The following is a 24,607-nucleotide window of genomic DNA, read 5'->3' on the forward strand; positions in this document are numbered from 1 at the left end:
GTGAACACGACCGTTGACGGTGGGGTATTAAACCCACAAAGAAAATGATAAAATTGAATTTTTTTCAATCCTAAAAGCCTTCTTCCTTAACCTTACCTTACAATACTGATATTACCGGACTTGATATAGCAGTCGAAGCAAAGGACGCAGACAGATAAAAAGCTTAAAACTCAGACAAAGCAAGACTTTTCCTTCTTCCTTCTTCCTTCTGCTATATAACATCAGCAACTCTCAGAAAAAATCACCATAAACTTAACTGAGTAGGCGACTGATTAAGTAAATTCCAAGGCAGGGATGGAATAGGAATTTTTGCTATTTCTAATAACTGTTGAAAATGACGTGCTGTACTAGGCGATCGCTCTTCTTCAGGGCAATGAATAAAAAAGTAAATTGTGATATCTTGGCACAACCATTGCTTAATTTGAGTTACCCATTCTGTGAAAAAAATTTGATTTACTGACAACTGAGGATGAGAAATAAACCTCACTATGGTAAATGGAGCAGTCAACGTCAACTGTAAAGGTAAATTGGGTTTACGGTTTTTAGACCGCAACTGGGGGTTATCCTTACCAGTGTAGACAGGACGCGAGTCTAGCAAAACTTTCCCCACACTCAGTTGTTTGAGAAGACTATTTAACTGTTGAGCTTGAGAGTCTTCAAACCACTCAGGATGGCGAACTTCCAAAGCTAAAGACATCCGGTCTCGTGGCCAAGCTTCCAAAAATTCTGCGAGGTCATCAAATGAAGAGGGGCCGTAACTCGGTGGTAACTGAGCAAAAAATACACCCAGGCGATCGCCTAAAGGTTGCATCTGTTTGAGGAAGTCTAAAGCATCCGGGATAAAAGGTTTTAATAATCCATTATGAGTTATGTTGCGTGGTAGTTTTAGGCAAAATTGAAATCCAGGAGGCGTTTGTATTGCCCACTTCGTCACAGTCTCTGGTTTAGGGGTAGCATAAAATGTAGTGTTACCTTCAACGGTAGTGAAACGGCGACTGTAGAGATAGAGAAACTCAGAAGGAGAACTTTTGGGAGGATAAAACTCTCCCACCCAAGGTTTAAATGCCCAAACAGCGCACCCAAGAAAGAATTTTTTTTGAGTCATTTGAAGAAGGTTTTAGGTTGTAGATTAATTATTTAATATAGAATCCAGTTATACAGTATATGTTCATAATTCTATAATTACTTCAATCTTCCCATCTCCCCATCCACTTTTCCCAACTTAGATCCCTTCTTCTCTCCTTAGATAACTAAAACCCCTTCTTCCTTCTTCAATTACTAATAGACATCTCCAAAAATAAAAAATAAAATCAATTATCATACAGAGATTATCAATTATTTCCCCTCCTGGGAGGGGGAGGGGCGAGGGGTGGGTTCCCTATTCCCTCTTTTCTGGAGATATCTAATATCCACTAGCTGCCATATCACATTCATAAATATAGTTAATCCTTTCAATTTTGGTAGTATAATTTCCATCAGGATATAAGGTAAGTAATCGTAATCCAGGTGGTTGTTTATCTAGAAAAAATTTATAATTTCCTGGTTCAAATTGAATACAAGTAGAAGGAGTTGATAAATAATGAATACCATTTATTTCCTTGGCAAATTCTTGATGAATATGACCAGACAAAACAATTTTTACTTGTGGATAACGATTAATTATACTTAAGAAATTTTCTGGGTTATGCAGAAGAATTTTATCCATCCATTCGGAATTAATTTTTACAGGAGGATGATGCAAAGCAATTAAAACTGGTTTATTTCCAGTCATTTTAATGTTATATTCTAACCACTCTAAACTTTCTGGAGAAATTTCACCATAAACACATCCAGGCACATTGGTATTTAGTAAAAAAAAGTTCCATCCACCCATTTCAAAAGATTTTTTCGCAGAAATAGGAGCAGAACTTAATACCCGTTCCATTGTGGGTAAATTATCGTGGTTTCCTGCTATCCAGTAAGTAGGAATGTTCAGAGGACTCAGTAAAGATGCTAAACGTTGATATGATTGAGAAGTTTCATCTTGGGAAAGGTCTCCAGTAAGTAGTAGTACATCTGGTTGAGGTTGCAACTGTTTGAGTTTCTCCAAGACTTTCACAAAAGATCTTTCCGTGGGAACTCCATACATTTTTCCCTGAATAGAGTCTGCAAATAGATGGGTATCGGTGATTTGAGCAACAAGCACAGAAGGTTGGAAAATCATTGTTACTGAGGAAATTTTGTGATAAGTGATACAGCAGTAAGGAAGAAGCAAGGAGGAAAAATCTTAGGTTGCCTAAGTTTTAAGTTTTAACCTTTTATCTGTCCTAACCTTTCCTGATACTGCTATCAGAGCCTTAAATTATTAAAATAGCTTCAAATATTTGTCCACAGTGCAATTCAAAACATCAATTTAAGTGATGTAGATCACATTTATCCTTGAACTTGCCATATATTTGTGGATGGTGTATTATAATAATTAAAGGTAATAATGGCGGCATGGCCAAGTGGTAAGGCAAGGGTCTGCAAAATCCTCATCCCCCAGTTCGAATCTGGGTGCCGCCTTTGAATAGACTGATCCTAACGTAGACGTTGGGCAAACGGATTGAATTCAGTAGCGAATGGTTCTTGGCCTTTACTGATTACTTATTCAAGATTGATTCGCCAAACTAACTTCGGTTTGGCTTTGTTATTCTTAAGTTATATAGAATCCGGTTATACAGTATATGTTTATAATTCTATCCATACTTCAATATTAAATCGGACCATCTCCCCACCTCCTTATCTCTCCCAACTATAATAATAAGTATTCAACCGGATTTGATATTATTTCTGCTTTGAGGAGAGGCTCATTCTCAATGAAAAATCCAGATTTGATGTGACTAATCATCAAGTGTTATTAACTGGTCAATTAAGAACAATAAAACTGGTAAAATTTAACATAAATAATTATTTTTCAAGAAACCTTCTCTACAAAATATATAGGGTTGCACATTATGGAATGATATTGCCAAAAATTAGTTTAGACTTTGACTAAAAAGAACCTAATATCAATCATTCTAGCAATTGATTAATCCAAAATCCTGTTCATCAAAAATCTAAAATCATTCGTCACTATGCAACGCCAAATATATTGTCAGATTAAATGATAATATTTAGATAAGTATAAAGTAACGGAAACAGGCTCATAAAAACACTAACTTCAAAGAAATTTTAGTGATAAATACCGAAATTATAGCAGTTTTCATTAACATAGAATACAGATATTTTTGGCTGAAAGTCAGAAGGCAGGAGGCAGAAGGCAGAAATTTTGTAGTCTAACTTTGTGAAAATGGCTATAATCCGATACACTTACTCAATTGATTCAACCACACATTGTCAAAAAAATGGTCGCACAAATACCTAATAGCAACTACGAAACTCAAACCCAAGAAATAGCAAAACAACTCCTAGCAGCAACTCAAGAAAAAAACAGTTCCTGGCTAGGCAAACTGCAAAATCAAATGCGGTGGGATGATAAACTCCTAGACTGGGCAATGGCGAACCCTGGTTTGCGAGTACAACTATTTCGCTTTATTGACTGTTTGCCAGCATTACACAGTAAACCAGAAATAGCTGCTCACCTCCAAGAATATCTGACTACTCAAGAAGTCGAACTACCAGAAGCTCTCAAAAAACTCCTCAACTTTGCCAACCCAGACTCAGTTCCCGGTCAACTGGCAGCTACCACTGTTGCGCCCGCAGTCGAAACTCTCGCCCATAAATACATTGCCGGGGAAAACATCAAACAAATAATCAAAACCCTAGAAAAACTACGGAAAGAAAAAATGTGCTTCACCGTAGACTTACTAGGAGAAGCAGTAATTACTGAAACTGAAGCAAAATCATATTTAGACCGTTATCTAGAACTGATGACTCAGCTCTCTCAAGCAGCTAAAAACTGGTCGTCAGTACCCCAGATAGACGAAGTAGAAGGCGAACAACTACCACGAGTACAGGTATCAGTAAAACTTACAGCATTTTATTCCCAGTTTGACCCCCTAGATGCTAAAGGCAGTCAGGAACGGGTGAGCGGACGCGTCCGTACCCTACTCCGACGTGCAAAAGAACTAGGTGTAGCAGTTCACTTTGACATGGAACAATATAGCTACAAAGACCTAACTATAGCTATTCTCAAAGAACTGTTGATGGAGGAAGAATTCCGCAAGCGCACTGACATCGGCGTTACTATCCAAGCATATCTACGGGATAGCGAAAAAGACTTGCAAGGAATCATTGACTGGGCAAAACTCCGGGGTTATCCTGTTACCGTTCGACTGGTTAAAGGTGCATATTGGGACCAAGAAAGCATCACAGCTTTACAACACGACTGGCCACAACCTGTTTTCAACGATAAACCAGAAACCGATGCCAATTTTGAAAAGCTGACTCAGATGATGTTAGAAAATCATCAATATATCTATTCAGCTATTGGTAGTCATAACGTTCGTTCTCAGGCAAGAGCGATCGCCATCGCTGAAGCTCTAAAAGTACCTAGACGTTGCTTCGAGATGCAAGTTCTCTACGGTATGGGCGACCAAATAGCTCAAGCATTAGTGGACAAAGATTATCGCATCAGAGTTTACTGTCCCTATGGCGATCTACTGCCAGGAATGGCATATTTAATTCGTCGTCTCCTGGAAAATACAGCTAACAGTTCATTCCTTAGACAAAGTTCAGAAAATGTTCCTGTTGAAGAATTGTTAGCGCCTCCCACTATTAACAGCAAAACAACAATTCACGATATTGTTAAACCTGTTTTTCCTAATGCTGCCGATAGCGACTATGCTGATGCTGCTCAACGAGAACAAGCTTATAATGCTATTGCTCAAGTACGACTACAGTTAGGCAAAACATATCTCCCGTTGATCGACGGCGAATACATAAAGACCGAGCAAATAGTAGATTCTGTTAACCCATCAAACCTGAAAGAGGTAGTCGGGAAAATTGGTTTAATATCTGTAGAACAAGCAGAGCAAGCAATTCAAGCAGCTAAAGCAGCATTTCCTAGTTGGCGGAAAACACCTGTTACAGAGCGAGCGGGGATATTACGAAAAGCGGCCGACCTAATGGAAAAACGCCGTCACGAACTTTCAGCATGGATGGTATTAGAAGTTGGGAAACCCCTCAACCAATGTAATGCGGAAGTTTCTGAGGCAATTGATTTTTGTCGCTACTATGCTGATGAAATGGAAAGGTTAGACCAAGGTTATAAATATGATGTCGCTGGAGAAACTGACCGTTATTATTATCAACCTCGTGGTATTTCTTTGGTAATTTCGCCTTGGAATTTTCCTCTAGCTATTCCTACAGGAATGACTGTTTCATCTTTGGTGACTGGAAACTGTACTTTGTTGAAACCAGCAGAAGTTTCATCAGTTATTGCTTCCAAGATTGCTGAAATATTAGTAGAAGCTGGTTTTCCCAAGGGAGTATTTCAATTTGTACCAGGAAAAGGTTCGACAGTGGGTGACTTTATGGTGAAACATCCAGATGTTAATAGTATTACTTTTACTGGTTCTCAGGAAGTCGGTTGTCAAATTTATGCAGAGGCGGCAATTTTGCGACCAGGACAAAAACACCTGAAGCGGGTTATTGCTGAGATGGGTGGTAAGAATGCGATTATTGTTGATGAGAGTGCAGACTTAGACCAAGCAGTTGCTGGTGTGGTGTATTCTGCTTTTGGTTATAGCGGACAAAAATGTTCTGCTTGTTCGCGGGTTGTGGTTTTGGCACCAATTTATGATGCTTTTATGAATCGTTTGGTGGAGGCTACGCGATCGCTTAATATCGGAGATGCGGAGAAACCAAGTACACAAGTGGGCCCGGTAATTGATGCTAAGGCGCAAAAGCGGATTAAGGAATATATTGAGCAAGGCAAGCAGGAAGCTGTAGTTGCCCTGGAGATGGCAGCGCCAGATGATGGTTATTTTGTTGGTCCGGTGGTATTTAAGGATGTGTCACCCACAGCAACTATTGCCCAAGAGGAAATATTTGGTCCGGTGTTGGCAGTGATGAAAGCACAGAGTTTTTCAGAAGCATTAGAAATTGCTAATGGTACGAATTTTGCTTTGACTGGTGGGTTGTATTCTCGTACTCCTTCTCATATCGAACAGGCAAAAGCAGAATTTGAAGTGGGGAATTTGTATATTAATCGTGGAATTACAGGAGCGATCGTTTCCCGGCAGCCATTTGGTGGTTTTAAGTTGTCTGGTGTTGGGTCGAAAGCTGGAGGACCTGATTATCTATTGCAATTTTTGGAACCACGCACGATAACTGAGAATGTGCAACGGCAAGGTTTTGCCCCTATTGATGGCGTGCAGTAGCTTACTATGTGTGCAGTGTGGCAGGTGTAGGGAGTGTGGGGAGATGGGGAGATGGGGAGATGATATCAAATCCGAGGGAATTGGACATAAAAAAATTCTCCAATCCTCATAACTACTAAACCTTTGTGATTCTTTTTCCTCCTGAGGACTGAGGACTGATATCATGTCCGGTTGAATAGTTAAATAATTAGGCAAGAGATAGGATAAAGGAGATAGGAGATAGGATACAGGAGATAGGGAAAAAAGTGTTTTCATCACTATAGTCATTCCAGTTAAGATTGAGACCAGGGTTTCTTACCTTGAAAGAGTTTCAGCTAAAAAAGTGTTCCAGTCTTATTCAGAATGACTATAATTATCCGGACATGGTGTGACTCCTCCTGAGTTAACCAATCTATAACTGTTTAACCAAATTTGATATGAGGAGATGGGAAGATAAAGACAGATTTGCCAATGGCGCTCAGATGGAACATTTTTTTTTACCCAGGACTTACGCACGGACACTAAATCGAGTGATGGCGCCATTCGGAGCTTTGCGGAGCGCAAATGCCATTTGCCCCTCCCTATATATGGATGGCGTTTTAAAGGTTAATTTGCGTAAGTCCTGATACCTAATTAAACGGATTTGATATCAAATGGCGCACATTGCGTTATTCACTTTTATATCAGGTTTCATTAATTAGACGTAAATATTAATGATCTTCATAAATTATCTTGAGAATCTATCAAATTTCCCCCTACTCCCTACTTCCTACTCCCTACTACCAAGATGTACCTCATCCACTAGAAAACTGCTGTAAGTCAATGCTCCCTAATATCCAAAGCACGTTGTTGAAAAAGTTCAGCTTCTCTATAATTTCCTTGCTCATAATAGAGATCTGCTAAATTCTTCAGACTGTGTGCAACATTACGATGCTTTACACCAAAGGTTTTTTCATTGATAGTCAAAGCACGTTCCAACAATAGTTCGGCTTCTGCGTACCTTCCTTGCTCAGAGTAGATTTGTGCCAAATTGTACAGACTGTGTACAATATGAGGGTGGTCTGTACCCAAAGCTTTCTCATTGATAGTTAAAACACGCTGCAAAATAGGTTCCGCTTTTGTATATTTTCCTTGGGAATAGTAGAGTGCTGCCAAGTTGTTGAGACTATCTTCGATGTCGGGATGGTCTGTACCCAGAGCTTTCTCATTGATAGCTAAAGCACTATGCAATAGTGGTTCTGCATCTTTGTACTCTTCTTGAGAGTAGAATTGTGCCAATTTTTTGAGATTTTTCCCCTCGGCAAATCTATGATGTGATGAGCGTCGGCGATCGCCTCGTCTACGAAACCTGGGTGGCGGAGGTTGTTTGTCAGGTTGTGACAGTGGCAATAAGCTCAGAGCATCATCAGGTTTATGATGTGGCGGGTGTCGTCGATCGCCTCGTTGATCAAATCTGGGTGATGGTCGTCGATCGCCTCGTCCATCAAACCTGGGTGGTAGTGGTCGCCGATCGCCTCGTTGATCAAATCTGGGTGGTGGTGGTTTGCGACCGCCTCGTTCATCAAACCTAGGTGGTGGTGGTTTGCGATCGGTGAGGGGAATTTGACTCTGCATCAAGCGATCGGAATCATGTAATTCAAGTTTTTGTTGCCGCCATCCCAAAGCAAGTAAACTAATAACTCCTCCCCAAATTAAACTAGGATAAACAAAACGCATCCACATTTTTTTAGGAGTCTGTTTATCCCGATCTTTTGCTAAAATTGCCAACTGTTCCTCAATCCAATTTAGATTAAAAATTGTCCGATAAATTTTGTTAAAAACAACTAATCTATCTTGTTTTTTTACTACTATTCCTGACAAACGTAGTACCATTTGTATTCGACTTTCATCAGTTTTAATTCCTCCCCGCAGCAGAATTTTTCTATATAGTTTCAGTAATTCAGGCGTGAGTTGATTTTGACTAAGTAAATGATGCCGAATATATGTTAAATGAGTAGGATAATCCTTTTCCTGCCAATATGTCAAAATATGTTCTTCTACTAACTTATCAATATCCGGCTCAGTGCTATCTGTATGATCGACAATAATTTGACAAAGTTTCTGAGTTAAAAATGGTTGACCTCCAGTCCAATCAAAAACTCGCCGTAAAACAATTTCCGGCTCTTCTACTATTCCTATTAATCCCTGAGTTAAATTTTTTCCTTCTTGAAAATTTAATGCTGTTAATTCAATGGGATGACCAATATTAAAAGGAGTATGTCTCCCATCTCTAATTAAATCCTCTGGAGTTGCTACTCCAAAAAAACAAAAAATCAGCCGATGATAATCAGAATTTCCATCCTCAGCTCTGCGATTATAACAAGAGCGAATAAAAGCTAAAAATTCATTTTTAAAGGGTAAATTTACCAGTAAATCAATTTCATCCAGAAAAATATAGATTTTTTCAGTGGAAAAATTCACAAATAAAATTTCTTCAATAAACCTAGCCAAACGCTGGATATTTGTAAAACTTTGATAACTTTCAATCCAGCTTTGATAATCAATACTATAAGCCAAACCAAATCCCCGAAATAGTTCTTCTAAAAAACCGTCATACCAAGATTGTTTTTGAATAGAAAAATCACCTAATCTACTCATATCTATTGCCGCACATTTACAACCTTGAGACCGTAATTTTTTCATCACTTTTACCCGCAAACTAGATTTACCCATTTGACGAGCATTAAACACATAACAATATTCTCCACTTTGCAGTTTTTCATATAATTCTGCATCTTGTTTTCTCATTACATAAGTAGGGTCATTAGCGGATAAACCCCCACCACTTAATTTATAACTAACCATAATATTTTAAGAAGGAGACAGGAGACAGGAGACAGGAGTTTTTTTAGGAGTCAGGAGACAGGAGTCAGGAGACAGGAGTTTTTTTAGGAGACAGGAGACAGGAGTCAGGAGACAGGAGGGAGGAAGAGGGAGTAAGAAGGAGACAGGACTTACGCAAATTCACCTTGAAAGCGCCATATGTAGGGGCGAATGCCATTCGCCCTCACTCTATTTAGTTTCCGTAGGAGACAGGAGGAAGAAAGAGTAGGAATTAGGAGATTATTTGCGTTGTTCAATTGCGTTTATATATGAATCTAATAGTTTACTTACTTCTTCTAGATCCAGTAGAAGTTTTGAAGTATCTCCGTATCCAAGGTCATTTGCCAGAATTAGGTAATACCGACTTTCTTCTAATGAACCTTGTGCAATATTCAAAAATCGGATTTTATCTGCTAGACCCTTTTTTCTAAAGCCTTCTACTATATTAGCTGGTACTGATACGGATGCTCGCCTTAACTGACTTGTTAATCCATAGGTTTCTGTTTTTGGGAAATTGCTGCTAAAACCATAGACATCTAAAACAAGTTGATGTGCTTTTTGCCAAACTATTAAATCTCGAAAGTTTTTAGCAGGTTCTCTTTTCATTCTGACTCCTGATTCCATCTTCAAACTACGCTCCAAAAAGCATCATTCTAACTCCTAACTTCCAAAAAGCCAACTCCTGACTTCTAACTCCTTCTTCCACCTCCTGTCTCCTGACTCCTGTCTCCTGACTCCTTCTTCCAACTCCTGTCTCCTGACTCCTTCTTCCATCTCCTGTCTCCTGTCTCCTATCTCCTGTCTCCTTCTTTCACCCCAACCGTTCCTGAAAATATTGTCGATATAACTGACAACGAGGTTCAGCATCATCGCCTTTAATTGTAATTAATCCCATAGCTTCTAATTGATGTAATTCTCGATTTTTATTAGGTAAACGTACTGGAGAATTACTTTGTAATATTTTATGAAAAACTGCTTTAATATTTGTCTTTTCTAATATTGTTTCTAAATGTCTACTTAAATGTTCTTGATAAATTCCGCTTTCAGTAGGAGCATATTTTAATAGTTCTGTAATAGTTAATTCATCCTGAGACATTTTGTACAATCCTAATCTGATTAAATAAGGATGTCCTCCCACCATTGACATTAAAGGAGCAACTATTTCTGACTCAAGTTGATGTAAGTATGCTAACTGAGTTACCTGCTCTAATGTAAATTCTTTTAACTCTATAGGTAAACCAACATTAAAAGGAGATTGATAAATATTTAATTTGCCATGATATTCTGTGGAATAAGCAATTATCATTCGTAGATTTTCCCAAATTTCTAAGTTATTGCTTTCTTCATACCAACTTCTTAACATGGCAAAAAAATCTTTAGATATTTCTGGATAATTAAAAATTTCATCCACTTCATCTAAGAGTAATACTACTTCTTGCTCTAAATGATAGAGTAGTGCTTCAAATTCTTGAGTGCAAGATATTTTAGCATTGTGATTATCCCAAAATTTCCAGCTTTGACTATCAGTAAACCGACTTTTGATATTCTTGTTGAATGCTTTCAGAAAATTATTAATATTGCTGATATTTTCTGGTTCAATTAAGCTATCAAATCTGAGATAAATCGGAATATATTTATTATTATTGGCTTTTGCTTGTATCCTTCGCAACAGAGAAGTTTTACCCATTTGTTTTGGCGCTTTTATTCTCACTAATGAACCAGGATCTTCTATTTTTTCATAGCATTCAGACTCAATAGAACAACGTTTAATTCGATAACGTTCTATATAAAAAGGAGAGTCTGGTTTTTCTGGTCTACCAGGAATAATAATTTTGCTAGTCTTAAAACCATAGTCAGCTCTTAATTGAGGATGGACTAAGTTTGATTGATATTTGCTGAATGTTTCAAATAAAAATTCCCGAAATGAACTATGATTCTTGGGTAGATTAAATTTAGTAGCGATCGCTTTTAATTTTTTCCCTACATTTGATGTATCCCATTTCATTGACTGAGCAATTTGTTCATATTTATTACCTGCTAAAAATAAACTTAATGTTTTTACTTCATCATCTGCCAAGCTAGAGTAAATGTGTTCAAAAATTTGTTGATTCATCAATTTTATTTTTAAATTTGACTAAAATTAATGTAAGCATTCAGCCGTCAGCTATCAGCTATCAGCTATTGCTTTTAGTTAGTAATAAAAGCTTTCTTATATTATATCCAGAGAATTAACGAAAAAAAATTTTTTGTTTTACGAGCTTTAATTATAACTATGCCTTTTAATTTGGATAAATTAAGTTTTACTAAGGTTGTTTAAATCAAGATAACTTAACAAAGATTAGAAAGTCAAGATTAACATTAATAAGATTAAAATTACAGCCAATATATTTTTCGGCGTTGCATAAATGCGGGATGATTTTAATAGTTTTGTGGAATGGGCATCTTGCCCGTTCCTGATATTTTCCCGTTCCTGATATTTTCACCGCAGACAGGGACAGGCAGGATGCCTGCCCCCACTGGAAATACATTCTTTTAATTCTATAAAGCTGATAGCTGACCACTGAATGCTTACTCTAAGAGAAACCTTGACTACTGGATAAAATGTGAATCATATTTTCAGGTACATTCCTTACTATCTGCTGAATGTGAAAATATTTTCACATTGATGAGGATTAATTCATTTTTCTAGTTAGTGAAGATGTAACCTGAAATTTACTGTCATTTATTCCCCATTTGAAATTTAGCTGAATTAAGATTATTTGTAAAGGGAAGAAAGATAATTTTAATCCAAGATAATAGCTTTTAGATTAGAATAAGTTAAGAAAAAATCATTAACTTGCCATTGTCCCAAAAATATCCCTTGTCTGATAGCTGATTATTTCACAGCTTGACCACTAGAAATTCATCATCAAGCAAAATAATTGCTTCCCTAATTTCCCTCTCACAATAATCAGAAATACAGAAAAAAAGATGAACTCATTATTAGAAGAACAGCAAAATTCCGATTCTGAAGATACTAATAATAACATCAATCTCACCCTCGATCCGGAAACTCAACTCGTAACAGTCGATGACTCTTCACCAAGTATTTCCGTTTTATGGGACCGAGCAGTACAACAAGCAGTTATCAATACTTCCCCAGGCCCAACCATTGCTTCCCGTGCTTATGCGATCGTACACACAGCTATCTACGATGCTTGGAGCGCTTACGACCCATTAGCAATAGGAACTCAATTAGAAGATGACCTACAACGTCCCCTATCAGAAAACACCGATGCCAACAAAACTGAAGCCATGAGTTTTGCTGCTTATCGAGTACTCTCAGAATTATTCCCCACTGAGACAGAAATTTTCAACGAATTGATGGCTGAACTTGCCTACGATCCTAACAACACAACCACCGATACTACTACTCCTGCTGGCATTGGTAACGTTGCCGCCGAAGCACTATTAACATTCCGTCGAAACGATGGCTCCAACCAACTAGGAAATGACCCCAATGGTGACGGTACTCCCTACTCCGACATCAGTGACTATGAACCTAGTAATCCCATTGGAGACCCCGTTGACATCGAACTATGGACTCCCGAAACAATTCCCATTGATGCTGAACCCGGTGAGGAAGAGCGAGTGCAAACATTTCTCACTCCTCAGTGGGGTGATGTCATACCTTTTAGTCTCGCTTCAGGTGATATATTTCGACCAACAGCACCAGAACCATTCTTGCTAGTAGATGGTGAAGTAGACTTGGAAGCACGCACAATTACTCTAGCAGACGGTTCAGTTATCGAAATCACTCCAGATATTATTGGCACTATTATTAATCCTGCATTCATTGAACAAACAGAAGAAGTTATCGCAATTAGTGCTAACCTCACAGACGAACAAAAGTTAGTTGCAGAATTTTGGGAAGATGGCGGTGGTACATCCTTCCCCCCTGGAACTTGGATGACTTTCGGGCAATTTGTCTCAGCTAGAGATGACAATACATTAGATGAGGATGTCAAACTCTTCTTTAATTTGGGCAACGCAGTATTTGATGCCGGAATTGCCACTTGGGAATCTAAAACTTTTTATGACTATGCTCGTCCGGTACGAACAGTAAGGGAACTAGGAGAACTAGGGTTAATTGGGGAGTTTAATGCAGAGCTTGGTGGTTTTGCTATCGATGCTTGGGCAGGTCCTGGAGAAGGCACTCAAACTATTTTGGCTACTGATTTTCTCACCTATCAAACTCCTGGTAGTGACCCTTCACCTCCTTTTGCTGAATATGTATCTGGTCATAGTACCTTCAGTGCTGCCGCTGCAGAAATACTCCAACTGTTTACTGGTAGTGATGATTTTGGTGCTTCGATAACTTTTCAAGCTGGTGAGTCTCGTTTTGAACCTGGTGTTACACCGGAAGAACCTTTAACTTTGGAGTGGGATACTTTTAGTGAAGCTGCTGATGAAGCTGGTATTTCTCGTCTTTATGGTGGTATTCACTTTGAAGATGGCGATCTAAATGGTAGAGCGTTGGGGCAACAGGTAGCGGAAAGTGTCTGGCAAGAAACTCAGTTAGCGATCGCTCCTAATGTCACTATCGGTACAGATGAGGATGATGATTTAATCGGGACAACTGCAAATAATCTCATGTACGGAAATAGGGGTGATGATATCATCCAAAGTTTAGATGGTAACGACTTGCTTCATGGAGGCAAAGGTGACGATCTACTTGATGGTGGTCTAGGAGATGATATTATTGGTGGTCAGACCGGTGATGATATTCTCACTGGTGGACTCGGTGGGGATATGTTTGAGTTCGGGTTTGGTGATGGTGACAATATTATCACTGATTTTGAAGATGGAATAGATGTCATTGGTTTAGAGGATGGTTTGAGTTTCGAGCAGTTGACAATTTCTCAGATAGGAAATGACACTCGCATTAGTACTGAACGACTTTCTATTACATTGCAGGATGTACAGGACAGCGCGATCGGCATTGATGATTTTCTTGAGATTGTTTGAGTAATATCATTAGGAGTCAGAAGTCAGGAGTCAGGAGTCAGGAGAAGAGAGAATCACTTTGATGAGCGTAGTTATGAAAATTGGAGAATTTTTTTATCATTTTCTTTGTGGGTTTAATACCCCACCGTCAACGGTCGTGTTCACGCATTACTTGGGGGAGCGTAGACGCGGAGCGGCCCTTCGTTGACTATCCCCATGTAATTTTCCTCCTGTCTCCTGTCTCCTGTCTCCTGTCTCCTTCTTCAAGTCCAATTCCCCCGGATTTGATATCATTTCAGTTATCAATACCTTCTTCCTACTACTATAAAAGCTTTGCAATTTTATAGTTCAGGACTTACCCATGAGGCACGAAAAACAGGGATTTGAGATTGCTTTCCTATGGGTTGCAATGACGAAAAGACCTTGTACTTTGTAAGTCCTATAGTTTTTGGCAAACTCCATATCTCAAAATGAATGAGGTTTTACTTTGACACATAGTATTTTGACAAATTTATGAAAATATGATACCAGGTACTAAAAAAATCAGGAGATACTATGTTATATTATCATTTTCTTTGTGGGTTTAATACCCCACCGTCAACGGGGGTGTTCAAAATTACTTGGGGGAGCGAATCCCCATGTAATTTTCCTCCTGTCTCCTGTCTCCTGTCTCCTGTCTCCTTCTTCAACACGACTTACGCATGAGCTACGAAAAACTAGGATTTGAGATTGCTATCCGTTCCTGACTGCTGCGCAAACCCTGTCGGTCGCTGCGGACGAAAATACGTTGTACTGCATAAGTCCTAATTATGTCCGGTCCGAGAGCGTGATCAAAAAACTTTCTCCTTCTTCTACTGTTCTTCCTCTTCCTTATTCCATCTCCTGTCTCCTGTCTCCTGTCTCCTGACTCCTTCTTCCATCTCCTGACTCCTCCGTCGTTTATTTATAAATATTCTACCGAACATGATATTAGATACAGCACCACTTGCTAACTACTTAGGTTTATTCGGATTAATATGCTATATCCTCACTTTACTACCAACAATTTTGAGAATTGTTTTTCCCGCAACCAAAAAAACAGAACTTCCTAAATTTTTATTGAAATATCGTCGTCAAATAGGTGTAATTGCTTTTTTATTTGCTCTTGGTCATGGAGTTTTGCTACTTAGCAAAAGAAACTTTGATGTTTTTGATTCCCAAACATATTCGATATATGGAACAGGAATAGTGACTTTAATTATTTTCACACTCCTAACAATCACTTCTAATGATTGGAGCATCAAAAAAATGAAGAAAAATTGGAAGAAATTACATCAATTGACATATTTTGCCATGTTTATTTTAGTCTGGCACGTCATATATACAATGTGGGGTCATTGGAGTCATATCACCCCATTAGGAGTAATCGGAATTACTGGCACCACAATTTTATTTATTGCTAGAAAACTGATAGAGCGCAATAAAAAATCATAGCAGGGAACAGGGAATAGGGAACAGGGAACAGGGGGGAAAACATTTCCCTGTTTGAGATTCATCATCAGCATAAGTTCTAAGCAACTTGTTATTTGCTATAGCAAAAATAAAAGCCAAAAATTAGAGTGACCAAAAGTCAAAATTAATCATCAACTTTTCCAAATTAAGAAATCTCACAATTAAAATCTATGCTAACCCCACAACAGTTCCGTCAATATGCCACAATAATAGCAGCAACTACTGTGACAAATCTTGGTGGGTTATGGTTGTGGCGATCGCTTTCAACATCAACTACAAACTTGACTCAGGAACCAGAAAAAATAACTCTACCCTCCCTTACTCTTTCCGGACACAAAGGATGGGTATATGCAGTTGCTATCAGTCCAGATGGCAAAACTATGGCCAGCAGCGGTTATGATGGTACAATTAAAATTTGGAACTTCAGCAATGGTCAGTTGCTGAATACCATAGATGCTCACAAAGATGCGATCGAATCTCTTGCCATTAGTTCAGATGGAAAAGTCCTCGCCAGTGGTAGTTGGGATAACCGTATCAAACTTTGGCATCTTGCCAATGGCAAACTCATTCAAACTCTCGAAGGTCATACCGATGATGTGAAAGCTATAGCTATTAGCGTTGATGGTCAGACTCTTGCTAGCGGAAGTTATGATGGCACAATCAAAATTTGGAACCTTAAAACTGGATCTGTTGAGAGGAATTTTAAACATTCCAGCTCCATCAAATCTTTAGCTTTTAGTCCAGATGGAGAAATGCTTGCTAGTGGGAGTAAAAATGGTCAAATCAAAACTTGGCAAGTGAATACAGGTAAACAACTCCACTCATTAGCAGCACATAAAAACACAGTTTGGGCGATCGCTTTTAGTCCCGATGGCAAAATCCTTGCTAGTGGGAGTCAAGACCAAAAAGTTAAGTTATGGCAGGTAGAAACTGGTCAACTTCTATGCACTCTAGACGGACATGACAAAGCAGTTTTATCTGTTGCTTTTAGTCCTGATAGTCAGACTCTTGCTAGTAGTAGTTACGACAGAAAAATTCATCTGTGGAACGTAGATACAGAAGAAATACTAGAAACATTTAAAGGTCATGCTAAACCTGTTTGGTCTGTAAATTTTAGCCCTGATGGACAAACTCTTGCCAGTGGGGGTGCCGATAGCACAATTAAACTTTGGTCTATGTCTGCTTTGAGTAATAAACAGTTACAGAATACAACTGCCTCATCTGCTGTGGTAGAAGTTGTTGCCTCAGAGATTACTAATAGAGCTAAGTTAGAAGAGTTAAATCAAAAATTGTATGACAAAATTGACCAAAGTTGGGAAAAAACACCAGTATGGTACGAAGATTTAGTTTTTTGCATAACAGTTAATGTTGATGGAGCGATCGCCAAATTAGAAACTATGAATGAACCTGCTAATAAGTATGCAGAGCAAACGCCTTTACCCAAGTTATTCAATACTGCTAAATCTGAAATTACCGAGCAGAAGTCTGTTGCTTTATTCCGAGTAGTGATGACTCCAACAGGTGTACTTGAAGTTAGTCCTTGGTCTGGTTGGTTATAGATGAGCAGTTTTTTGAACTTTATTTGAAATTATTGAGGAACTAGAAACTTTTCTGGACACAAAGACGTTGTGTTCTTCAAAATATGAAAGAAGAAATTAAAAAGTGGTAGTGGTGTACAAGTAGTGATCTTCTTAAAAAAATTAAGTGGGCAAGCAAATACTATTCCTCTAAAACGATTGAATTAGATATATTTTCTCTTGCCAGATGAGATGTTGCCTACCTTGACAATAAATCACTACATCTACAGGACTACCTAAAAAGTTAACTAACTATCATTAGACATCTGGTAAAAATCCAAAATCAAATCAATTCTCACACTAGATATATCAATTATTTCCCATCCTGGGAGGGGAAGACAGGAGACAACCCACCCCCAACCCCTCCCAGGAGGGGAGAAATGGGAATTTAGAAGAGGTAGGAGCGGGCGTTTTGTCCCTTGATTTTTCTGCCATAATCGTCCCAAAATACTAGCATGCATGAGCTTTTTGAGCTGAAAACAGGCGCACTTTTTTATACTAAAAAATGCTACAACCAATATCAGTCAATGCTTTGATATTTATTCAGCAAGCCTAATTAGTGATGAAAAAACTTTCTCCTTCTCCTGTTCTTTCTTCATTCTCTCCTCTCTCCTGACTCCTGACTCCTGACTCCTGACTCCTCCGTCGTTTATTGATAACTTTTCAACCTGAAATAATATTACCCATGGTGAGTATGGATTAATTTACCTTCATCAGGAATAGAGATTTGTAGTTTAGTCTTTTTCCGGTTAACTTGTGCTTTTACCCAACCTTCACTCACCATTACCTCCAAACATTGAATCCCTTGATCCATTGCTAAAGGAATATGCTCTGGTGGAACACTAACACTAAAAGCTTCCTTCAATAGCTTAACAATTTCATCCATTTCTGAAGCACGGTTAAGAACACGGAAAATCACCCCGTAAATTCCTGTAATAGGTAATTGATGGTTTTTTCTGACATAACACTTCACTTGAGCAATATGACCTTGAGCATAGAGAGGTAGATATTCTTCTTTTGCACCTTTTAAATCAAGTTGAAAGACATTGTAGCCACTAATTTCCCAAGCAGATTTTTTCTTAGCAAAGCGTTGTAAGACGTGCTTCATCGAAGCGAGATCAAAGCCACCAATAGCAGTTTCTTGTAGATTATCGTTGGTAAAACCACCTTGAGCTAACCAGCGAAAAGCTTCTTCTGGACTTAAACGTAATCCTGCATCTTTAGCAATCTCTTTACAGTGCTTTTGTAAATCAGTAAACTGACCATTAGCTGCATACCAATAGTCAGCAAAACGAATATGTTGTTGAATGCGTCGTCGTTGGTTATCCTCGTAATGGGTTTTTAGCCAAGTAGGATTACTTTTACCTCGTTCCAATTCTAAAATTGTGTATGCTGCTTCCCTTGCACTCACATGAGTTAAAGTCATACCCGCAGCAAGAATTGGATCTGCAAAACCTGCTGCTTCTCCAGCCATAAACCAGTTTTCTCCTACCATTCGCTGAGAAAGGAAAGACCAGTCTTTTGTAGTTTCAATGTTACCTCTGCTAGTAGCATTAGCGATCAGTTCACCGATCCGAGGTTCACTCTGGAGTGCTTCTTGATAGATTTCTTCTGGTCGTTTTTTCAGTTTTTTGTAATGTTCAGCTGGACAAATAAAGCCAATACTGGTACGAGTTGGTCCGAGGGGAATAAACCAAATCCAGCCATGAGCAAGACTCATCACCTGAACGCGAGTCCCTCCGACACCTATTGTGTCAGCCCATTCTGCGTTAGTCCAGTAGTCCCAGATAGCGATATTTTGTAGTTTTGTAGGAATATCACTTTTGATACCTAAAGCACGTCTTAGGACTCCAATATGTCCAGAAGCATCAATATAATAACGAGCGGTAATTTGTTTTCCATTACTTAGATGTAAGGAATTAATTTGATCGCCTTCAACATCTACTTTTGCTACAGCAGTTTCTTCTCGCACTTCACAACCCAATTCTTCTGCGTGGCGCAGGAGAATATCATCATAAATAGCACGGTCAACCTGAAAAGCAGTAAGGATACGTTGTCCTCGATATTGAGCAGGACGGGGTTCATTTTTAAATTCAGAGGAAGAGACAAAATCAAAATCCCAAAGTTCTGAACTTTTACCCCAACGATAGGTTGCACCAATTTTAATGGGGAAATTAGCAGCTTCTACTTTATCCCAACAACCCATTTCCACCAGAATATCGCTAATAGCTGGCAGTTGACTCTCTCCGACATGATCGCGGGGAAATTTTTCTTTTTCAAGAATTAAGACTCGCAGGTTAGGATTATATTTTCTTAAAAAAGTACCAGCAGTGCTACCCGCAGGACCTCCGCCAACAATGGCTACATCGTAATGGTTTTCTTGCAGTTGGGTATTCATCTTTATAAAATAGGGCTATAAATAATCTAATTAAATCAGAGAACCAGAGTTTTGCCCCTGGTTGTCTATCTCTGAATTACTTTTGTTGGAGACAGTTATATTATTCTCCCTTGAGTTTACGCTTGAGACGTGATAGCCAGCCAAAAGTACCCATAGCTAGGAAACCTAAAATACCTGTGGGTTCTGGAGTTGATTGAATATCGTCATCGAAGTTAGTGATTGTCAATGTATAAGAAGTAGGTAAATCGTTAGCACCAGCAACTATATCATCAATGTTAGTTGTAAAATTAGCATTCCAACCAGATACGACTAAAGTATAGTCGCCAGCTAAGAGGGTTCCATCTACTCCTGGTGTTGTGTCTGGTGCGGCTAAAGGATCGGCATCACCAAAGGAAAGTTCAGAATCGAAAAGAGGACCGCCATCGTCATCTTCTGCTACTTTGAAACCATTTGCGTCATAGAGTCCAATATCAGTATCATCATTGTTAAGTGTGTTAGTTGCAATATTCAACCAATCATTGATATTGTCAATATCGTCGTCAAGGGTGAAGTTGAAAAAGTCTAAATTGCCACTACCAGCATCAGCACCTGCTTGAACAAGTGATGTTCCATCATTGGAAAGGGAACCCAGATTGAAAACCGCAGCTTTTGCAGGTACTTCTAATGCTGCTAAACCAAACACAACGCCAGAAGTAGCAACTGCAAATTTTGTGAAAGTATTGATATTATTGTTAGTCATTGATTTCTTGGGAACATTTATTGCCTACAACATTAACTTAACTTCCCCCCCCAAATTCCTACAACCCTCTTATGCTAAACTTTACAGAATCTTTAATTTTGCCGATGGTATTCTTAGTAATTTAAATCAATGGAATTAACTGCTATATAAAGCTTTGAGGTCTATAGCTATGCTAAGAATGATTATAAAGTTTTGATAAAGATAGATCGTATAGTGGCACCAGAAACTACATTTGGGAGTAATATAGAAGATATGCGGAAATGTCTATTCCATCACATTAACTGCAGAATGAGATTGAACACTTTCCAAAAAAGCATCTACATCTTCATCCCTAGTATTAAAAGCAGTTACAACTCTAATTATAGGGAAAGTTGCCTCCTGCCAAACATAAAACTGAAAACCATCCGCTCTCAAACCAGTAACCACAGACTCAGGAATTTCTACAAAAATTTCATTTGCCTCCACTGGATGACATAACCTGACCAAAGGAAACTTGACCAAACCTTGCGCTAATTTTGTAGCCATCTGATTAGCATTACTGGCATTTTTCAACCATAGATCATCAGTAATATAAGCTTCTAACTGAGCAGACAAATATCGCATTTTTGAGAATAAATGCCCACTGCGTTTGCGACGGTAGCCAAATTTTTTTGCTAATTCTTGATTAAAAAAGACTACTGCCTCCGCTGCCATCGCTCCATTTTTAGTGGCTCCAAAACACAATACATCCACCCCTGCTCGCCAAGTTATATCTGCTGGCGCACAACCCAAACTAACAACAGCATTAGCAAAACGCGCTCCATCCATATGTAGATACAGATTGCGATCGTGAGTTAATTTTGCTATTTCAGCTATATCTTCTGGTAAATAAACTGTTCCTGCTTCCGTTGCTTGAGTAATACTAACTGCTGCTGGTTGAACATGATGCACTATACCAATACCAGCTTTTTCTAATGCTGTAGCTAAGTCAGAAGGATTAATTTGAGCATCTGTACCACCAAGCGTCACCAATTTCGCACCACCCGTATAAAATTCTGGAGCACCACATTCATCTACATTAATATGAGATTCAGCATGACAATAAATAGCTCCATAAGGAGGAGCGATCGCTGATAAAGCAAGAGCATTAGCAGCGGAACCCGTAGCAACAGGGAAAATTATCACAGGAGCTTCAAATAATTTTGAGAATTTAGCTTCCAAGCGTTGAGTATATTCATCTGCACCATAAGGCATTGCAGACCCTTCATTAGCAGCTATCACAGCAGCCATAATTTCTGGACATACCTCAGTCACATTATCACTACAAAAGTTCATATTTCCCATATTGTTAACTTGATTTTGCTAAAGGACTAAAAAAATTGGCGTTGCTAAATAAATGTATGATTTCACAGGAGTCAGGAGTCGTCGGAGCAGATGGCCATATAGCCTGACGGCATGGACTTCGCAATTGCGCCCCTACATGATATCAGTAGGTACAAAGGAGTTTTTCAGTGACTAAGATAGTGGAACTTACACCCTCGTAGAGTCTATATTTACCTGAATAACGCAGCACCAAATATTAATTACTGTTTATCAATAGACATCTCCGGAAACTAAGTTTTTGTCCAGGTATGACAAGGGTCTGAGATTAATTATCGGAGAGGTATAATGGTTATTATTAATTATATATAGTAAAAATTACACACAAAAAAAAACTTTTCATATAAAATTATAGCTAATTCAATTTGTTATCAAATCTTGACACAACTAAGAAAAAACATCTTCTTAGTATATTGATAATTAGAAAAAAGAATGATACTATACAAAATAGTTAAGAAATAAACCTCAACTATTACTAGCTTTCAAAATTTGGAGGTAAGTAAAATAATCTACAATCAAAACAGCACTCAAAAAATATCAAATAACCTGAATATATTTATTAGTTTTATTTCTCTTTGAGCGGGAAAAAGCTGATATAAAAGATCAAGATACAAATTAGTCCAAAAATATATTCAATAGAAACAAAAATAGGCAAAAGTAAAAATTATTTATCAAAATAATTGGGTCTAAAACCCCGCCTTGATTAGCGAAATATTTTTGGAGGGTTGCTCACACATCCCTGTAACAAAAATAACTTCTAATATCATGCCCGTTGGTATGGTTTGTGTAAAAGTTAGCGTGGATATCTACAGGAAATTTAAGTTTTTTTCTTGCTCTTAAGCTTTCCTGTTTGTTGCCTGTTGCCTACCTTTGCTATACAATACCGATGCTACCAGACATGATATAACTTCTGCCTTCCTCAATGACTCCTATTGAAATTTATAGAGAGCTGACTAAACATGAAAAACACTACCAGAGATTATCGTCATATACAATTCTGCGAAGGTAACTCAAAAGTAGATATTGCCCAACTGGTGGCTTTATTTGATTCCGCAGCAGTATGGGCAAAAAATAGAAAAATAGAAGATTTAGAAATAGCTATTGCAAACAGCAACCCAGTCGTGAGTGTATGGGATAGTCAAAAAATGATAGGTTTTGGTCGTGCTACATCAGACTGCGTATACAGAGGTACAATTTGGGACATAGTCATTCACCCAAACTATCAAGGTGGAGGACTAGGACGCAAATTAGTGCAAACAATTTTAAGTCATCCACGAATGTGCCATGTAGAACGAGTCTACCTAATGACAACCTACCAACAGGATTTCTACAAACGCATAGGATTTCAATACAACCAAAACACAACAATGATATTGCACAATCAACCAATGGAAGGAGAAATAGAATTAACAACTAGGAACAAAGCATTACTACTTGCTCAAAAGTAATATCATGTCCGGTTGAACAGTGATAAATAAATAACTACGGAGGAGTCAGGAGTCAGGAGTCAGGAGTCAGGAGGGTTTGCTGAATAAATCTGAAAGTATAGCAATGAGCGCTTGTATATTTACAAATTGCAGGAGGGGCCAAATAGCTAAAAGTCTTATATTATCAGCAATTTATTCCCCCAGATGAGCTGTTGCCAGATGAGCTGTTGCCTGCGCACAGCGCTATATTGATAAATAAAGGCATTAGCCTTTTTGGGGTTCAAAAAAGTGCCAGTTTTTCGGTGCCAAGAGCTGCAAAAAGCTAGTATTTTGGGCTGACTATGGTAGAAAAATCATTCTTACAATTCTTACTCCTACCTCCTTGCTCATTCCTATTTCTCCTGTCTCCTGTCTACTACCCCTACTAAAAGACTTTTTCAGCAAACCCTAAGTAATTAAGATTAATATCATACACTAATTCACCAACGCCGAACTCTCATTGTTTTCTATACTCATAGGAATAGAACATTGAGTCCGGTTAAAATCAGACTCCTTACCATCAGAAGGTGTTGCCAATACCTCTAAACGTCCATTCATTATTCCTAACAAAGTTTGATTCATTAACAACCTCATACCAGGAGAAAGCTGAAAATCACAACTCACAACCTTTTCTGTTTTCTCCTCATGACTCTGTTTGAGTAAATCCCAAGACTCACTCCACGCACTAACTGGACGTTGATCGTCAATCCAGATATTAACATAACCAGATTCTTGTGCGGGATGAACAGAAACATTAATACTACCTTCATTCATTTCGGCGATCGCAGTATCAACTAAACCAATCAAAACCTGCTTCAGACGAGACTCATCCGCCAAAACATAAATATTAGAGTCTGGAGGTAATATCTTCAAACGAATACTACGGTTAGCAGCTTGTAAACAAGTTAAATCATCCACCGCCTCTAACACTTTACTAAGCTGAAGCGGTTCTATTTTAAGTTTTTCAGTACCATGCTCGGTTTTAGCTACATCAATAATTCGATCAAGTAGTCCCAAAGTTTTTAACGCAGAATTATACGCTTGGTTAGCAAATTCACGTTCCTCTTCCGGGTTATCAGCTAAATCAAAAATAATTAACTGTAGCGTACTAATCATACTATTCATCGGCGATCGCAACTCATGAGAAGTTCGAGCCAAAAAACCAGCCTTAAACTTACTCATTTCCGATGCCATCTGGTATGCAAGTTGAGTCTGTTTCAGCTGTTCTAAAACACCTTCTACTTCCTCTAAATTAGATACTTCAGGTGATGACACCACAGAAGGTGTTGACAAGTTCTCAGTTTTTTGCCTCAACCATAATCTGCCGCCTATTAGTCCAAACCCTAATCCTAATGCCAAGAATAAAAAATCGTTCCATCCCATGGGAATAAAAATATTAAAAAATA

At 38.4% G+C, this 24,607-nt stretch carries 17 protein-coding genes and 1 tRNA gene; 6 read left to right on the forward strand and 12 right to left on the reverse strand.

The features are described 5' to 3' along the window. Window positions 1-241: 241 nt before the first annotated feature. Window positions 242-1,105, reverse strand: coding sequence for a DUF72 domain-containing protein (locus tag F6K06_RS24675; protein WP_124145904.1), 864 nt, complete (start codon window positions 1,103-1,105; stop codon window positions 242-244). Between the two features lie 297 nt (window positions 1,106-1,402). Next, window positions 1,403-2,203 carry a 3',5'-cyclic-AMP phosphodiesterase gene (cpdA, locus tag F6K06_RS24680; protein ID WP_124145903.1) on the reverse strand — a complete coding sequence of 267 codons (801 nt, stop codon included), beginning with the start codon at window positions 2,201-2,203 and terminating at the stop codon, window positions 1,403-1,405. Window positions 2,204-2,472: 269 nt separating this feature from the next. Here cpdA and F6K06_RS24685 point away from each other — a divergent pair. After that, window positions 2,473-2,544 (forward strand) — tRNA-Cys (locus F6K06_RS24685). A gap of 821 nt (window positions 2,545-3,365) precedes the next feature. Beyond that, a complete protein-coding gene (gene pruA / locus F6K06_RS24690) occupies window positions 3,366-6,344 on the forward strand; it encodes an L-glutamate gamma-semialdehyde dehydrogenase (protein ID WP_287243330.1) in 2,979 nt (992 codons plus the stop codon). A 798-nt stretch (window positions 6,345-7,142) separates the two neighbouring features. Here pruA and F6K06_RS24695 read toward each other — a convergent pair. The 4 genes from F6K06_RS24695 to F6K06_RS24710 all read right to left on the reverse strand — a co-directional run bounded on the left by F6K06_RS24695 (window position 7,143) and on the right by F6K06_RS24710 (window position 11,298). Next, complete coding sequence (locus tag F6K06_RS24695) at window positions 7,143-9,167, reverse strand: tetratricopeptide repeat protein (RefSeq protein WP_287243332.1); 2,025 nt, start codon at window positions 9,165-9,167, stop codon at window positions 7,143-7,145. A gap of 258 nt (window positions 9,168-9,425) precedes the next feature. After that, window positions 9,426-9,791 carry a four helix bundle protein gene (locus F6K06_RS24700; protein WP_192901150.1) on the reverse strand — a complete coding sequence of 122 codons (366 nt, stop codon included), beginning with the start codon at window positions 9,789-9,791 and terminating at the stop codon, window positions 9,426-9,428. A gap of 54 nt (window positions 9,792-9,845) precedes the next feature. Further along, window positions 9,846-10,055 carry a hypothetical protein gene (locus F6K06_RS24705; protein ID WP_124145899.1) on the reverse strand — a complete coding sequence of 70 codons (210 nt, stop codon included), beginning with the start codon at window positions 10,053-10,055 and terminating at the stop codon, window positions 9,846-9,848. Next, on the reverse strand, window positions 9,997-11,298 hold the full coding sequence (locus F6K06_RS24710) for an AAA-like domain-containing protein (protein ID WP_287243333.1): 1,302 nt from the start codon (window positions 11,296-11,298) through the stop codon (window positions 9,997-9,999). Before F6K06_RS24710 ends, F6K06_RS24705 begins: the two co-directional genes overlap by 59 nt. Before the next feature lie 857 nt (window positions 11,299-12,155). Here F6K06_RS24710 and F6K06_RS24715 point away from each other — a divergent pair. After that, on the forward strand, window positions 12,156-14,192 hold the full coding sequence (locus F6K06_RS24715; protein ID WP_124145897.1) for a DUF6851 domain-containing protein: 2,037 nt from the start codon (window positions 12,156-12,158) through the stop codon (window positions 14,190-14,192). Window positions 14,193-14,339: 147 nt separating this feature from the next. Here the strand turns inward: F6K06_RS24715 and F6K06_RS24720 are convergent, their stop codons facing one another. Both F6K06_RS24720 and F6K06_RS24725 read right to left on the reverse strand, forming a co-directional pair. Further along, window positions 14,340-14,465 carry a hypothetical protein gene (locus F6K06_RS24720; RefSeq protein ID WP_287243335.1) on the reverse strand — a complete coding sequence of 42 codons (126 nt, stop codon included), beginning with the start codon at window positions 14,463-14,465 and terminating at the stop codon, window positions 14,340-14,342. A gap of 272 nt (window positions 14,466-14,737) precedes the next feature. Beyond that, window positions 14,738-14,860, reverse strand: a complete 123-nt coding sequence (locus tag F6K06_RS24725) for a hypothetical protein (RefSeq protein WP_275670435.1) — start codon at window positions 14,858-14,860, stop codon at window positions 14,738-14,740. A 274-nt stretch (window positions 14,861-15,134) separates the two neighbouring features. Between F6K06_RS24725 and F6K06_RS24730 the strand changes: the two genes are divergently transcribed. Beyond that, window positions 15,135-15,644 carry a ferric reductase-like transmembrane domain-containing protein gene (locus tag F6K06_RS24730; RefSeq protein WP_124147632.1) on the forward strand — a complete coding sequence of 170 codons (510 nt, stop codon included), beginning with the start codon at window positions 15,135-15,137 and terminating at the stop codon, window positions 15,642-15,644. A gap of 188 nt (window positions 15,645-15,832) precedes the next feature. Next, on the forward strand, window positions 15,833-17,221 hold the full coding sequence (locus F6K06_RS24735; protein ID WP_124147631.1) for a WD40 repeat domain-containing protein: 1,389 nt from the start codon (window positions 15,833-15,835) through the stop codon (window positions 17,219-17,221). A gap of 697 nt (window positions 17,222-17,918) precedes the next feature. Here F6K06_RS24735 and F6K06_RS24740 read toward each other — a convergent pair. The 3 genes from F6K06_RS24740 to F6K06_RS24750 form a co-directional block, all read right to left on the reverse strand. Further along, entirely contained in the window at window positions 17,919-19,637 is a 1,719-nt protein-coding gene (locus F6K06_RS24740) for an NAD(P)/FAD-dependent oxidoreductase (RefSeq protein ID WP_287243337.1), read from the reverse strand. 100 nt (window positions 19,638-19,737) lie between these two features. Then, window positions 19,738-20,376: a PEP-CTERM sorting domain-containing protein gene (locus F6K06_RS24745; RefSeq protein ID WP_124155527.1), complete on the reverse strand. Its 639-nt coding sequence runs from the start codon at window positions 20,374-20,376 to the stop codon at window positions 19,738-19,740. 264 nt (window positions 20,377-20,640) lie between these two features. After that, window positions 20,641-21,690: a low specificity L-threonine aldolase gene (locus tag F6K06_RS24750; RefSeq protein ID WP_287243339.1), complete on the reverse strand. Its 1,050-nt coding sequence runs from the start codon at window positions 21,688-21,690 to the stop codon at window positions 20,641-20,643. Between the two features lie 1,004 nt (window positions 21,691-22,694). Between F6K06_RS24750 and F6K06_RS24755 the strand changes: the two genes are divergently transcribed. Beyond that, window positions 22,695-23,183 (forward strand): GNAT family N-acetyltransferase, encoded by a 489-nt coding sequence (locus tag F6K06_RS24755; protein WP_124146082.1) that lies wholly within the window; start codon window positions 22,695-22,697, stop codon window positions 23,181-23,183. A 453-nt stretch (window positions 23,184-23,636) separates the two neighbouring features. Here F6K06_RS24755 and F6K06_RS24760 read toward each other — a convergent pair whose 3' ends face one another. After that, window positions 23,637-24,584: a sensor histidine kinase KdpD gene (locus F6K06_RS24760; RefSeq protein ID WP_287243340.1), complete on the reverse strand. Its 948-nt coding sequence runs from the start codon at window positions 24,582-24,584 to the stop codon at window positions 23,637-23,639. Between the last annotated feature and the right edge of the window lie 23 nt (window positions 24,585-24,607).

The organism is Okeania sp. SIO1H4 (genome assembly GCF_010672695.1).
Classification (GTDB): Bacteria; Cyanobacteriota; Cyanobacteriia; order Cyanobacteriales; family Microcoleaceae; genus Okeania; species Okeania hirsuta.

Coding starts and splice junctions, on each gene's coding strand:
- F6K06_RS24750 (WP_287243339.1), bottom strand. CDS start 21,690: ATGAACTTTTGTAGTGATAATGTGACTGAGGTATGTCCAGAAATTATG.
- F6K06_RS24755 (WP_124146082.1), top strand. CDS start 22,695: ATGAAAAACACTACCAGAGATTATCGTCATATACAATTCTGCGAAGGT.
- F6K06_RS24715 (WP_124145897.1), top strand. CDS start 12,156: ATGAACTCATTATTAGAAGAACAGCAAAATTCCGATTCTGAAGATACT.
- F6K06_RS24760 (WP_287243340.1), bottom strand. CDS start 24,584: ATGGGATGGAACGATTTTTTATTCTTGGCATTAGGATTAGGGTTTGGA.
- F6K06_RS24735 (WP_124147631.1), top strand. CDS start 15,833: ATGCTAACCCCACAACAGTTCCGTCAATATGCCACAATAATAGCAGCA.
- F6K06_RS24745 (WP_124155527.1), bottom strand. CDS start 20,376: ATGACTAACAATAATATCAATACTTTCACAAAATTTGCAGTTGCTACT.
- F6K06_RS24675 (WP_124145904.1), bottom strand. CDS start 1,105: ATGACTCAAAAAAAATTCTTTCTTGGGTGCGCTGTTTGGGCATTTAAA.
- cpdA (WP_124145903.1), bottom strand. CDS start 2,203: ATGATTTTCCAACCTTCTGTGCTTGTTGCTCAAATCACCGATACCCAT.
- F6K06_RS24710 (WP_287243333.1), bottom strand. CDS start 11,298: ATGAATCAACAAATTTTTGAACACATTTACTCTAGCTTGGCAGATGAT.
- F6K06_RS24730 (WP_124147632.1), top strand. CDS start 15,135: ATGATATTAGATACAGCACCACTTGCTAACTACTTAGGTTTATTCGGA.
- F6K06_RS24705 (WP_124145899.1), bottom strand. CDS start 10,055: ATGATGCTGAACCTCGTTGTCAGTTATATCGACAATATTTTCAGGAAC.
- F6K06_RS24700 (WP_192901150.1), bottom strand. CDS start 9,791: ATGAAAAGAGAACCTGCTAAAAACTTTCGAGATTTAATAGTTTGGCAA.
- F6K06_RS24740 (WP_287243337.1), bottom strand. CDS start 19,637: ATGAATACCCAACTGCAAGAAAACCATTACGATGTAGCCATTGTTGGC.
- F6K06_RS24695 (WP_287243332.1), bottom strand. CDS start 9,167: ATGGTTAGTTATAAATTAAGTGGTGGGGGTTTATCCGCTAATGACCCT.
- F6K06_RS24720 (WP_287243335.1), bottom strand. CDS start 14,465: ATGATATCAAATCCGGGGGAATTGGACTTGAAGAAGGAGACAGGAGAC.
- pruA (WP_287243330.1), top strand. CDS start 3,366: ATGGTCGCACAAATACCTAATAGCAACTACGAAACTCAAACCCAAGAA.